15 protein-coding genes are annotated in these 12,915 nt (G+C 63.7%); all 15 read right to left on the reverse strand.

Features of this window, described 5'->3' with window-relative positions:
* Positions 1-10: 10 nt before the first annotated feature.
* The 15 genes from EPN59_RS01520 to EPN59_RS01590 all read right to left on the reverse strand — a co-directional run bounded on the left by EPN59_RS01520 (position 11) and on the right by EPN59_RS01590 (position 12,908).
* Positions 11-1,468 carry a hypothetical protein gene (locus EPN59_RS01520; RefSeq protein WP_293034017.1) on the reverse strand — a complete coding sequence of 486 codons (1,458 nt, stop codon included), beginning with the start codon at positions 1,466-1,468 and terminating at the stop codon, positions 11-13.
* A gap of 10 nt (positions 1,469-1,478) precedes the next feature.
* The gene (locus tag EPN59_RS01525) at positions 1,479-2,360 is read right to left on the reverse strand and encodes a hypothetical protein (protein WP_293034016.1); all 882 of its coding nucleotides are present in this window, start codon (positions 2,358-2,360) and stop codon (positions 1,479-1,481) included.
* Positions 2,361-2,362: 2 nt separating this feature from the next.
* Complete coding sequence (locus tag EPN59_RS01530) at positions 2,363-2,860, reverse strand: hypothetical protein (protein ID WP_293034015.1); 498 nt, start codon at positions 2,858-2,860, stop codon at positions 2,363-2,365.
* Between the two features lie 153 nt (positions 2,861-3,013).
* On the reverse strand, positions 3,014-3,343 hold the full coding sequence (locus EPN59_RS01535; RefSeq protein WP_293034014.1) for a hypothetical protein: 330 nt from the start codon (positions 3,341-3,343) through the stop codon (positions 3,014-3,016).
* Positions 3,344-3,352: 9 nt separating this feature from the next.
* Positions 3,353-4,192, reverse strand: a complete 840-nt coding sequence (locus EPN59_RS01540) for a hypothetical protein (protein WP_293034013.1) — start codon at positions 4,190-4,192, stop codon at positions 3,353-3,355.
* Positions 4,189-5,646: a packaged DNA stabilization protein gene (locus tag EPN59_RS01545; RefSeq protein WP_293034012.1), complete on the reverse strand. Its 1,458-nt coding sequence runs from the start codon at positions 5,644-5,646 to the stop codon at positions 4,189-4,191. The genes EPN59_RS01540 and EPN59_RS01545 overlap by 4 nt, the downstream gene beginning before the upstream one ends.
* Position 5,647: 1 nt before the next feature.
* Positions 5,648-5,986 carry a hypothetical protein gene (locus tag EPN59_RS01550; protein WP_293034011.1) on the reverse strand — a complete coding sequence of 113 codons (339 nt, stop codon included), beginning with the start codon at positions 5,984-5,986 and terminating at the stop codon, positions 5,648-5,650.
* A 3-nt stretch (positions 5,987-5,989) separates the two neighbouring features.
* Positions 5,990-6,619, reverse strand: a complete 630-nt coding sequence (locus EPN59_RS01555; protein WP_293034010.1) for a hypothetical protein — start codon at positions 6,617-6,619, stop codon at positions 5,990-5,992.
* A gap of 9 nt (positions 6,620-6,628) precedes the next feature.
* A complete protein-coding gene (locus EPN59_RS01560) occupies positions 6,629-7,123 on the reverse strand; it encodes a packaged DNA stabilization gp4 family protein (RefSeq protein WP_293034009.1) in 495 nt (164 codons plus the stop codon).
* 3 nt (positions 7,124-7,126) lie between these two features.
* The gene (locus EPN59_RS01565) at positions 7,127-7,531 is read right to left on the reverse strand and encodes a hypothetical protein (protein ID WP_293034008.1); all 405 of its coding nucleotides are present in this window, start codon (positions 7,529-7,531) and stop codon (positions 7,127-7,129) included.
* Between the two features lie 48 nt (positions 7,532-7,579).
* Entirely contained in the window at positions 7,580-8,272 is a 693-nt protein-coding gene (locus tag EPN59_RS01570; RefSeq protein WP_293034007.1) for a hypothetical protein, read from the reverse strand.
* Between the two features lie 15 nt (positions 8,273-8,287).
* Positions 8,288-9,541 (reverse strand): P22 phage major capsid protein family protein, encoded by a 1,254-nt coding sequence (locus EPN59_RS01575; protein ID WP_293034006.1) that lies wholly within the window; start codon positions 9,539-9,541, stop codon positions 8,288-8,290.
* A gap of 43 nt (positions 9,542-9,584) precedes the next feature.
* Entirely contained in the window at positions 9,585-10,520 is a 936-nt protein-coding gene (locus tag EPN59_RS01580) for a hypothetical protein (protein WP_293034005.1), read from the reverse strand.
* A gap of 89 nt (positions 10,521-10,609) precedes the next feature.
* On the reverse strand, positions 10,610-10,789 hold the full coding sequence (locus EPN59_RS01585) for a hypothetical protein (protein ID WP_293034004.1): 180 nt from the start codon (positions 10,787-10,789) through the stop codon (positions 10,610-10,612).
* Position 10,790: 1 nt separating this feature from the next.
* A complete protein-coding gene (locus EPN59_RS01590; protein WP_293034003.1) occupies positions 10,791-12,908 on the reverse strand; it encodes a portal protein in 2,118 nt (705 codons plus the stop codon).
* Positions 12,909-12,915 lie beyond the last annotated feature (7 nt).

Here is a 12,915-nt window from a genome sequence, read left to right on the forward strand (position 1 = left end):
CGATTCGTCATCATTGCCCCGTCAGATATTTGCTGTAGCGCGCGAGCGGTCCCGACATGTTGCCGCCCGGCTGCCCGTTCGGCTGCGTGAAGGTCTGCGGCCCGATCTGGACACCGGGCGCGGCGGTGGGCGCAGCAAACGCCGACGGTGCACCGGAATTCGCCGACAGGCTGCTCTTCATGAACTGCGCGAACGTGGTGCCTTTCGCGATCTGCACGCCGCCGACATTCGCGTCGTATTTCGCCGGGCCCATCCAGCCGAATGTGCCGGCCCATGACGACGAGCCATCGCTGATGCGCGCGGCGCGCAGCGATGCATTGCGCATCGAACCGAGGAACTGCACGATCTGGTCGGGATTCGCGTTCTTCGCAGGAAGCCCCTGCTCGAGCACCTTGCGATCAGCGTCCGAGAGGCCGGCCTGCCCGTAGCCAGAGACGCCCTTCATGATCGACTGGTACTCGTTGCGCAGCGAACTGACGTTGTCCTGCGAGCCCCAGATGTTCTGCCAGAAGTTGCGCACGTCCTCGGGCTTGCCCGACACCCACTGGCCGTTCTGGTTGAGCGTCGCGACGTTCGACAGCAGCGTGCCGACGCGGTCCGCCATCTGCCCGTGCTGCACGCTGTCGAGCGCGCCGGACGTGACGATGTTCCGCGTGTTCTCGTCCATGTTCGGTGCCGTCTGCGTGTAATTGAGGTCACGCAACTTGAGCTGCAGATCGGCGAGGAACTTGTTCTGGTCGAGCTGGAAGGTCGCTGCGCGGTTCTGGATCACGCTCTGGAGATCCTGCGCCTGCGCGTTGGTCAGGCCGACGCTCGCGAGCGCCTGCGCGGGCGCGTATTGGGCCGCTGCGATCGTCGACGGCATCATGGCGCCCTGACCGAAATGGAACATGAAGTCCTGCGGACCTTGAGCCGCAGCAGCGGTGCCGTAAAGCTGGGCGAGCGCCGCCTTCGGATTGCTCTCGATCGTGGAAAGCATCTGCTTTGCGCCGGCGAGATCCTGCTGCATCTGCGGATCCTTCTCGTATCCCGGCGTGTTCGTGATCGCGTCAATATGCTGCTGTACGAGATTGGTCGCGAGGTCGCCGCGCCCGTTTTGCAGGGACGAAACGATCGGCGCGATGAAGTCGAGCTTCTGCTGCCGCTGTTGCTCGTTGAAGCCATTCCATGCGCCCTGGACCTGCTGGGCCCACTCTGGATTCGACATGGCCATCTGCACCGCGCCCTGCGGCGTCGGGTTCTGGCTGAACTGCTGCCACTGCTGCTGGAAGTTCTGCTGCCGCTGCGCAGCCAATGAGCGCAGCAGCGCGCTTTGCTGCACGTCCTGTGCCTGCGCGTTGAGCAGCCCCGTCTGCGCCTGCGTGTTTTGTAGCGCCGCGGCCTTCTGGAATGCTCCGATCGGATCGGCTTGAATCTGAAGGCCGGTGTAGTTCACCGGCTGCGGCGGCATCGCCATGATGTCGGACATGGTTCGCTCCTTACCTGAGGTTCATTCCGGCGCCCACGCCATACAGGCCGGCTGGCGATGAGCTGCCAATGCCGGCGGCATTCAGATAGGCAGGCAATGCGAATTGATACGATCCGGATGGCGATGGATTCAGATAGTTGCCAAGTGCCGACGTGAGGTTGTTGATGCCTCCCGTGATCGCGTTCGAGGTGCCGAGAATGCCGCCAGCCTGCGCGGCGCCCTGCTGCCCGATCAGGCTTGTGATGTTGTTGCCGGTCGTCATCGCAGCCTGCCCCGTTCCAGCGGCCGCGTTCTCGCCGAGATTGACGAGGTTGCCTTGCTGCGTGACTGCATTTCCAAGGGCCGACAACAGGCCGCCCTGTCCGTTGAGCGAGGTACCGAGGTTGCCGATCTGCGTCTGCATGACGTTCGATAGCACCTGGCCCGGTAGATAGCCGAGCGATGCAATCGTGTTGCCGCCGCGTAGGCCGCCCGTAGCGCTCGCATTCGCGAGGATTGATTGCTGACCGAGCTGCATCGAGGTCGTATAGAGCGGATTGGACGTCAGGCCATTGATCGCCGACTGTTGTGCGCCCGAACCGTTCGCACCGGTCAGACTGTTGAGCTGTGAGAGGACGCCACGGTAGCCGCCGAGGCCGCCCTGATAGTCGCTCATCGCGCCGTTATAGCCGGTGAGCGCGCCCGTACCGGCATCGACGTAGGGCTTCAGCAGATCCCGAATCTTGTTGAATTCGTAGTTCTGCTCTTGGACGCCAGCCTGCGCCGCACCAGCCTGCGTATCGGCGGCAGATTGCGCGGCATTGCCGCCAATCACTGCGCCCGCAACGCTGCCAGCCGCCGCAAGTCCGCCCCCGATCAGCGCAGCAGTACCCGCAGAAATTCCGAAGGCCATGATTAGTCCTCGATACGGTTAGCGATTAATTGCTTGTTCTCGCTGCCGCCGAGCAGCTCGCAGGCCTTCGATTCAGTCAACAGTTCAACCAGCTTTTCCGGATCGGTTTCATCCGTCGGAAAGAAGTTGGTCCATACCGAGTCCTCAAGCGCATAGGCGGCATTCTTCTGCCCGGGCATAACCGTCAACATGTGCGGTGCCGCGATTTCGACGATTCCGTTATCCGTTACCAGTTTCAGACGCCCAGCGGACAACACTGCAAGGTTCTGCGTCTTATGAATCGCGCCAGTAATCACGGTGCCTTTCGGGATCGTTATCTCGCGCGCGGCCATGCCGGGCGCGAAATACCAGCGCGCCGGACAATCGGTTTGCGGAAGCTTCTGGAGTTCGCGCTCGAGCGCGTCGACGCGCGCCCGCATCGGCGGTAGCGCGCGGCCGGTGAAGCTCGAGGCGGGAGAGTAGTCGGGATGCATGTGCGTCGAGTCGGTCGGTTGCGACATGCGGATGCATGCCGACATGAAACTGACTCGCGTCGCACTGCCTATAGGAAATTGCCCGATACGCGGCTACGGACAACAATTTGTTGCGTCGAACACTACATCAATCGGCGTTTAATTTCAAGGAAACGCCATTTAAAGCATTCAGTTATCGCGTCACGATGCGACGGCCCCGGAAACTGTCAGAGTCGCGCCGTTCGTGCTCGCATAGAGCGACATGCCGGAGGTCAGCTTCTGGTTGATCGCGTTGATCAGCGGCAGCGCGGCGCCCGGCGGGACCGACACGCGGTCGATGTGCGTCGCATCGGCGGCGCTCGTGCCGATGTACAGGTCGACGACCGCATTGCTCGCCGCACCCACTGGGTTCCATGCACTTGCCGCGGTAATCGATACCTGCGAGCCATTCGGCACGGCCCCATAAACGGCGGCCGCACTTGCCGCATTGACTACCTGACAGAGCTGCGCCCAGTTCATTTGCGTCGGCATGATGTTCTCCTATAGACCGGGTCGGGCCTTGATGTAGCCGTCCGCCGTCATGGTTGAGGTGGTGAAGGTCGCCTGCGCGACGAGGTACACAGTTGCGGCGCTCGCGAGCACGATGCGCGTGAGCGGGACCGGCACGTCGTAAGAGCCGCCCGTGATCGCCTCCTGAAACTTCGTCTGCGTGTCGGGCGTACCGAGCGCTCCGGATGACGTCGAAACGCCGCCCGCGATCTGCTGCACGACCGTCGTGGCGGCCGCATTGAAAACGATAGAGCCGGATAGGTCCCACGTGCCGGCGGCCAGCTGGATGCTCGCGACGTTTGCAGCGGTGCCCGAGGTGAGCGACGTGCCGGTCGTAGAGGCTTGCTGGAACGCGACGAGCGGCTGCTGCTTCAGGTAGTTGCCGGGCGCCTGTCCGATATTGCTCGCGATCTCCAGACGAGCGAGAACGCCGCCCTGTGCCGATGTGGCCGGAACCGGAACCGACGACTGCGCCGCGAGCATCGCGAGCAGGCCAGCAGGGATGCCCTGCGCCGGCGCCTGCGCATTCGCACCCATCGACAGGAATGCGGAAAGCGCGGGATTCTGCGGCACGGATACCGACGAGTTTGCCCCCATCGACAATAGCGCGAACGGCGCGGCGCTCTGCGGGGGCGTTACCTGCGCATTCGCGCCCATCGAGACGAACTGGATCGCCGCCGTGTTGTTGTCGATCCCCTGCGGCAGGTTCTTCGTGACGTCCAGCGTGATCGTCTCGAGTCGGCGCACAGCCGACTGATTCATGCCGAACGCTTCCGCCAACTCCTTGCGGTTCGGGGGAGAGGTCTGGATGTTATAGCTGCGCGCGGTCATGCCATCAGCGGCTCGCCGTCCGCCTCGAGTGCCGCAAATGAGATCGGCGCGGCGTTGTAGCCGGCGAACCGATAGCCGCGGAAGTTCCGGAACTTATGCTTCGGACGCCATTGCGCGCGCTTTTGCGTCTGCCCCTGCGCACCCATCGAGATGTAGCGCGGCGTGCTCCAGATGCGTCCGTCGTCCGTGTACTGCAGGCTCATCATGTCCTGTTCGCCGAGCGCGGCGCGGCCGTAGGTGCCGATCAGCTCGAGCATTGTCACGAGGAAGCCGTGCGCCTTGTTGTAGGCGAACATCGTGTCGAACTGCCAGCGCGCGTCGACGCCGTACTGTGCGGCTGTCGTGCGATCGATGAAGCCGACGCGCTGGTCGTACTTGTCGCCCATCACGAACTTGCCGTAGCAATAGACCGGGTGCCACGCACGCCACGCGCCGTTGCCGTCGGCGCTCGAATCGAGCAGAAACCAGAGTGGCTCCTGCGCGGCCTGTGAGCCGGCCACGTCATAGACCAGCGTGTAGTCGGACAGATGCAGGTAGATGAACTGCTGCTCTTTCTCCGCGCGATATTCGAGCGTCGCGCTGCCGTAAAGCTGCAGCTCGGTGTACTGCCCGAGGATCATCTCGACCTCGCGCGTGGCGATCTTCGTCGCGATACCGAGGCCGACCGATAGCCAGACGCTCGGCGCTTCTTCCTCATCGCCGCCCACGAATGCGAATCCCTGACTCGTGCGGCACTTCGCATACGGTCCGATCACACCCTTCTGGATCGTCGCGCCCGTATTCTCGGTGAACGGGAAGCCCGTACCGCCGGTATTGTCGAACACCGCGATCGTGTAGCGATTGCACATGTACAGCTCGTTGCGGAACTTCAGCACCGCGTAGAGCGAATCCTGCGCATTGCTATCGTTGCCGAAGAGCTGCGAATTGATCGTGAACTGGTTGGCGAGCTGCGTGACATAGCACTGCGTGCCGTCGGTCATCACGAAATAGCCCCCCATCCAGAGCAGATCGATCGGCGAGCCGACATTCGGGTCGGTGCATTTCTGGAGGGCCGGCGCGCCCAGCGTCGTGCCGGCAAGCGTCTGGATCGTATAGAAGAACAACTGCTTCGCGCTGACGATGCCAATGCCCTGGTTCGTGTAGCCGCGCGCCATCGCGACCGGGCTGCCATCGTCTGGTACCTGGCCGAGCACCGTCACCATGCCGCTCGCATTCACCGAGACGAAGTTCGTGCCGATCACGCGGTAGCACGTGCCCTGCCAGACGATCGCGCCGCGGTCGTGGCCGGCGAGCGCCGGTGCGCCGACGTCGAAGCGCGTCAGTCCTTCTGCGGAGCGGAAGAACATGCTGCTGATGCCAGTCTTCTTCATGACCGGCACCATGTTGCGCGGGTAGGACGTCCGGAACTCCGCGCCGACGTCGGTATACGTGCCCGAGGAGATCGGGATCTGCATGTCAGGCGGCGGCGCTCTGGAAGCCTTCGCCCGGCGTCACGTAGACGGTGCCGGTGTTCGCGCCGGTCGTGACGAGGGACATGCCGCCGAAGGTGTCGCTCTTCGTGATCACCTCCGACGAGTTCGGGCCGATCGGATAGTCGCCTTGCGTGGCGCCGGCTGCGGCGACCGCTGGCGTCGCAGGAGACACTCCTGAGCACCGCACGAACACCGTGAACGCGTTCGGGTTCAGCACGCGCACCTGCTTGGCGGCCGGATCGACGCCGATTTCCGTGTGCGTGCTGCTGACGGTGACGGCCTGCGTTTGTGCGTAGGCCGGCGAGAAGGGTTGGTTCAGCATGGTTCAGACTCCGTCGAGCGGCTGCACGATGAGGCTCGCGCGGCTGATGGAAAGCGTCGTTGCGGCGTCCGCCGATGCGACGAGCTGGATGATGTCGCCCAGGTTGAGCTGGCTGTTGACGTTATTCGGGTTCTGCAAGATCCCCGAGAACGTGTAGCACTGGTTCGCGCCGGTGCCCGTGGCGATCGCCTCGAACTCGGACGTGAAGAACGGTCCGCCGACCGGGCCCGTCTGCAGCGCCAGCGTCAGCACGCGCGGCGACGGCAGCGAGCCGATGAGCGACACCCAGAAAGCGCAGGCCTTGATCGCACGCGTAGCCTGCAGGAGGCCCGTCGTCACGTTCTGCGTGAGCGATTGACCGTCCGCGCTGAGCACCGAATTGCCGTTCGCGTCGTAGGGCGTGACGATGGCCGGCGTCGTCGTGAGCGCGAGCGTCTCGGCCTGCGTGCGGCGCAGTGCGTAGAGCGAGCCAGCCAGCAGCAGGCCGCCGGCCGAGAACGTGAAGGCCGACTGGAAGAGCGAGAGCAGCGACGAGAGCGAGGCGTACCGCGGCTGTCCGTTGCCGGTGTTCCAGATCGCGATTAGATCTGAGACCGAGAGCTGCGTGTCTTGCGAAAGCTGATTGATGTTCATGGACGGTCCTTAATTGCTGTCGGGCCATGGATCGCCGCTCGGCTCGAGCAGCGCATCGGTCGTCGTTGTGACGCGGTCGACCGGCGCGAAGAACTGCTGATTCTTCGTGTTGCGGCGGTTGCCGAGACCGATCGGCATATGACGCGGCATCTGCATCTGGGGGATCGACTGTGCAGCGACGAGGCAGAGCGTGCGATAGCCCTCGGTGGCCGCGCGGATGGTGTCGGCGTGCAGCTGCTTGCCGAGCGTCGACGCCAGCCGGCGCGCAAGGTTCGTATAGAACGCTTCCTCGGCCCAGTCCGGGATGCCGACGTTATCGTTGACCGATGCCTGGCTGCCGGCGAGGTTATAGCCGAGACGGATACCGCGGGCGTCCCAGCCAGCCGCCATGCGTTCGAGCCGCATGAGCGCGGTATTGCGCTCTTCCGGCGTCACGTCGAAGACGTAGCCGGCGAGCGCGATTTCCTCGTATGCAGCGTTGACGAGATCGCCCTTGGTGGTCATGGCTTACTTCCCGTCGGCAGCCGGCTTGGTCTGCTTGGCCTGCTTGCCAGCATCAGCAGTGGCCGCCGCGGTCGCGCGCTCGAGCTCGGCGAGGCGACGCTCGATCTCTTCCTGCATGGCCGTGAGTTTCAGTTCGCGCGCATCCAGATCGGCGCGGCGCGCGTCGTCTTCGGCTGCCTGACGTTCGCGCTCGGCGCGCTCCTGCTCGGCACGCGCAGCAGCGGCGCGATGCTCGGCTTCACCAGCATGCTCGCCCTTGCCTGCCTCGGTCGGCGTACGGAACCAGCCTTGATCGAGGAACTCATCGACCTGGTGCTCGTCGACGATCAGCCAGTCGACGTGCACGTCGTGAATACGTTCCTGCGTGCCCTTGCGATACAGCATCGTGGGCGCTCTCATCGGGACCATTCGAATCTCCTGAAAGGGAAAAAGCCGCCCCGAAGGGCGGCCCAAGAATTACCGCGGAACGAAGCTCATCGTCGGCGCGACCGAGTAGGTCGTGATGACCTGATCGCCCGCGCTGACCGGCACCACAGCCGGCGTCGCCGCGGCGATCTGGATCGTCGTCGCGCCGCGCTTGAGCTGGATATTGGTCACGGTGCCGCCCGTGACGACGACAAAGCCGGCGGCCGTCGCCGTGTAGGCCGAGCCGCTGGCCGGGGGCGTGATCGATGCGATCGCGCCGATATGCCCCCACGCCGCCGAGTTCGCGCCGCCGATGCACTGCCACACCGATGCATCGCAGCGCGTCTCGAAGATCGCGTTGTTCGCGTTCAGCGACTGGCTTGCCGCGCCCTCGACGTTGTTGCCGGCTGCATCGATGAGCGTCACCGCATTCGCCGAGGCAAACGCCGCGTCGGCGCGCTTGACCATCAGGTAACGGCCCTGCGAGACGGTGGCGTTCGGAAACACGACCTGCACGTTCTGGCTCGATGCGTCGACCTCAATGAAGGCGTCGTCCTTGGTCACCGTGTACACGTACGGGTTCGGGTCGGTCGAGGCCGCCACAACCTTGGTGACCGAGGCGAACACATAGCCTGCGGCGCCCGCCGGACCGACACTGGATCCAGCCTGACCGCTGCCGCCCAAGCCGTTGGCGAGGGAGCCAGCGACGACGATATCCTGCTTGTAACGAGTAATGGTTGCCATGATCTCGCGCTCCCCTTAGACCTGGTTGAAGAGCTCGACACCGCACATCTCGGTGTTGAGGACGGCCACGCCGAAGAAGATGTCCGCGCGGTACTTGATGAGCTTCGTGTTGATGTCCTGGAACTTCGACAGCTCGACCTCGATACCCTGCTCGGTCGTCGCACGCAGCACTTGCACGCCGGCATCCGTCGGCGTCGCGAAGCGGCCCGGCAGCAGCTCGACTGCGTCGCGCTTCCAGTGCGGGTTGAGCGCCGAACCTGCGGTGTTCAGCCACGTGATGGCCGCACCGTTGGCCGGCGTCGCCGAGACGTTCTGGTAGCAGAGCTCGGCGTTCGAGCCGCCCTGGCCGCTGATGAACGGAGGCGTGATCTGCAGGTGCGTGCCGTCGACCACCGACACGACACGGAAGGTCTTCGGCTGACCGGTGTCCTGCTTGGTGATGTGGTGCACCGAATCGACGCCCGCAACCTGGAAGCAGTCACCCGCCGCGATGCTGGCCGTCGCGCTGACCTGGATCGTCTGGAAGCGGTTGTCGACGTTCGTCACTTCGCCATACGACGAAGCGATGGTCGCCTGCGGCGTGTAGTACTGGTTCGCCGCGCCGATCGTGATGGCACCGCCGGCTGCCGCGATGATGCGCGGCGCGTAGTCCATCTTGTACACGTCGAAGTTCGCGACCTCGCCGATGTACGCCTTGTCGTACGCGGTTTCCGGACGACCCTGCAGCGTCTGACGCGCCGCGAGGTTGCTCGCCATCGAGTTGTAGTCGCGCGACGAGTAGGCCGAGAAGCGCTCGCCCATGCCGAGGCCTTGCTCGTTGTAGACCGAGTCGATCGCGGCGACGTCGTCGAAGCCGGAGGCGGCCGACGTGCGCTTGATCACCAGCGAGCCGAGCGACGTGACGGCGTTGTTCACGGCAACGTTGATGTCCGACGCCAGCTTCTGCTTTGCGGCGTCGCCGAGGCGGTTTTCCTGCAGCGCGTCGCGCAATTCGAGCGCCGTCATCGTCCACGGCACCGAACGCGGCTGGTTGATGGATGCCGGCACCGACAGCTGCGTGTAGCTGTTGAAGTTGCCGGTCATGTCCGTGCCCGCGTACGACTGGGCGATGTACGGCATCGGACGCCAGATGATGTTGATCGAGCGTTCCATCGCTTGCTGGTCGGTGTTGTACTTCCGGACCATGCGCGACAGAACCATCGCATCTTCGAAGCCCTCGAGCAGTTGCTCGAAGGCTACCCGTTCCTCTTTCGAGAAGTTGTTCGACATTTCAGCTGCTCCTGTCCAAATTGGCGGAGAGCAGCTGCGTCACCTACTTGCGCGCTTGCGCTTGTTTCAGTTGCCGTTTATAGGCGTGGACCTTCGAGTAATCGCCGGTCTTCTCCGCCTCGGCCCGCAGCTGCTCGAGTTTCTTCTCGCCGCCGCCGGCCGCCGGAGCGCCAGCAGATGACGAGACGCGCCCTTCTGGCGCGGCTTTGTTGTTCGCAGTACGGGACGTGGACACTTTCAACTCTCCTTCGAGCTTGCCAGCCGCGAACGCGAACCGGACGGGATCTTTGATTTGAGCCAGCTGCTTCAGCTTGTTCGGGTACTTCCCGAGCGCGGCAACGAGGTATTCGGGCTTCTCGGCGCCAGCCAGCAGCACACCCTGCTGCGTGACGTCGAGTGCATCGACCACATCGTCTTCCAGCTCCCGGAAACCCTTGATACGCGCGGCGCCCGCGCGATAGGAGTTCTGACGCTCTTCAAGCGCTTGCTTGCGCTTGCCTTCCGCTGCTTGCTGTTCGGCCTGCGCGGCATCGACCTGGCGCTTCGTCTCGTACCACTTGCCGAGCGCTTCGTCGAACTTGCCTTCGTCGTAGTCGAAATCCTCGAGCTTCGGCTTCGCGCCGAGCGTCGGGACTTGTACCTGCTGCGGTTGCTGCGTCTGTTCCTTCGCTTCGAACTGCCGGACCGTGCGATTCAGTTCGGCAATGCGCTTGCGCATATCGCGGATGGTGCTGTTCTCACCTTCCGAGCCTTGGCTCTCTGAGGCCGGCGGGACCTCGTCGCCGAATTGCAGGCTGAACTCCTCTTCGCCTTCGCCTTCGCCTGACGTGCCTTCGGTCCCGCCTTCGGGGGGATCGGTCTGCTCGCCATTTGCGGCGCTGCCGGGGCCTTCCGTGCCGTTTCCGGCACCAAGGCCATCCGAACCTGCGTCAAGGAGGTCGTTTTCCTGCGTTTCCAGCGTTTCTGCCGTGGTTTCCATTCGATCACCGTGTCGACTCGCGATATCAGGCTTCGCGGAAAGCCTGTCGCATTGTTAGCAATAAATTGCGGCTATTTCAAGTTATTTCGCTACATCTGCCACTTCACATCGACTTCTTCGTATTTTCGCCACGAAACACCCTTCGCGATCGCTTCGCGCACCGTGATCACGAGCGTCGCGTAGCGGTGCGTGGCATCGTCGAGCCGCCACATGCCGTCCTGGCGATAGAGGTGCTGCTTGCCCGGCTTCTTCTGCTTGCAATGGGACATGTCAGGCTCCTTGTGCGGCAGGCTGCCCGGCGGCCGCGGAGGCTGCGGGCGCCGTCTGACGGATCAGCATTTCGAGCACATCGATCGCCGAGCCGATGTCGCCTTGACGCGCATTCGCGAGCTTCGCGATCGCATCCGCACGGCTGTTAGCGGCATCGGCAAACGTCTTGATGGTGTCGGCGTGCTCCTTGCCGGCCGCCGCCTGCTCGCGCTGCGCGGCTGCGAGGTAGTACTGCGACTGCGGATCGGGCGGCTGCTGCGCCTGATGTTGCTGCTGCGCGGTGATCTGCTTCTGCTCTTGCTCGGTCGGCTTGACGACGCCCAGGCGCACGAGCTGCATGCGCAGGAACTCCTGCAGGTCGTCGAGGCCTTCGCCATCCATGTTCGTGAGCGCGAGCGAGACGATGATCTGAGCGAGCTGCGGGTCCTGCACGAACTGCAGCATCGAGACGAGCGCGCGCACGGTCTTGTCACGCCGGCTCTTGAACGCCGGGCCCACATCGACGGTCGCTTCGAACTTGCCCTTCGACGGATCGTTGATGATCTGCGTCGCGCCGTCGACGATCCGCGGCTGGCGCAGCACCGCCTTGCCGCGTTTGCCATCCTTGCCGACGGTCGTGATCTGCCGGCCTTCCTCGTCGGCGATCTCGCGAAACATCCCGATCCAGATCTCGCCGGAGCGCTGCATCGACTTCGCCATGTTGTCCATGTAGATGAAGGCCATCATGTCGACCTTCTCCTGCACACGCTCCATAAGCGCATCCGAGATATTCGACGCGACCTGCTCACCGGCCTCCTGATTGCCGAGCACCTCCTTGAGGGTCGCGTCGGTGATCTGGACCAGCGCAGCGAGCGGCTCCGGCACATTGGGCGGTTCGGTGTAGCCGACCGGGCCCGCCGGCGTCGCGCTGCCGTCCGGATTCGCGATGCCGTTGACGAGCAGGAACGGGTTGTCGTCGATGTTGTCGTTCGCCCATGTCACCGAATGGCCGAGAACCTGCTCGGGCGTGAAGATCGGTTTGCGGCGCGGCGACAGCGCCGTGAGGATCGCAAGCAGCGAGATCTGCATGTTGAAGAGGCGCTGCGCGTCCTTCCCGAGGCGGATGTGCGACATGATCCGCTCTTGGTTATCGATGTAGGCGCGCTTGCCGTAGAACGGCACGATCGGGATGTTCGGCCCGGCGATGAAGCCGCAGTCTTCAAGCACGCGCGCGCCATCGTGGACCCACTTGTGCACGCGGCGGCGCTTCACCGTGCGCGTGCGAATGTGCTCGTACCCCTGCGCTTTCATGTCCTCGCGCATCTCGTCATCGAGCTTGTCGTTCTCGATTTTCACGTCCCGCTTGTTCTGGTTCGGCTGGCGGAACACGTGCACCTTCTTCTTCGCGTCCTCGACGACGTAGTACTCGGCCACGTAGACGACGTCCGGCGTGTACCAGTCGAACTCGGTCATGTGCTGGACCTTGCGGAACGTATTCGCTTTGCCGCCGTTCGGATTGGCGAAAGGATCGCTCGGATCGGTCTCGCCGTAGGTATCCGCGTACTCCTCGCGGGACATTGACGTGATCACCCAGCAGCGCTTCGCGTCGCTCTTGTCGTAGCGCTTGCCGCCGAGGTCCCAGAACACCGAGGAGTCGGCATCGTAGATCGGCTCGAAGACGATCTTCTGCGTGTCGTCCTCCTCGTCGTATTCGTCCGTGTACACGTTGCGCAGGCGCCATGCGCCCATGCCACCGGCGACACCCTCTTCGAAGGCGTTGTCGTAGGCCTCCTGACCACCGGAGCGAACCTCATCGGCGCGGTACGCACCCTCGAGCATGTCGGCCGTCTGCTGGTCCGCATCGTCGTCGCTGGGATCGAACTGCACGCTGATGCGGTTCGCACGGTACTCGTTGAAGATCCGCACGCAGGCCATGTGCAGCTTGTTCACCTCGAAGCGAGGCTTGTTGTCGAACTGCAGGCGCAGCGCGTCTTCCCACTGCGCGCCGTCGACGAACACGAAGCGCCGATCCTGCAGGCACTTGAGCCGGATCTCCTGCTGCGACGAGTAGGCCATGTTGAATTGCCGGGTCGATTCGTCGACGACATCGGCTTCGATTTCTGCTTTCGGTCGGGTCATAGTTCGT

Origin of the sequence: Paraburkholderia sp. (assembly GCF_004298475.1) — a bacterium.
Classification (GTDB): Bacteria; Pseudomonadota; Gammaproteobacteria; order Burkholderiales; family Burkholderiaceae; genus Paraburkholderia; species Paraburkholderia denitrificans.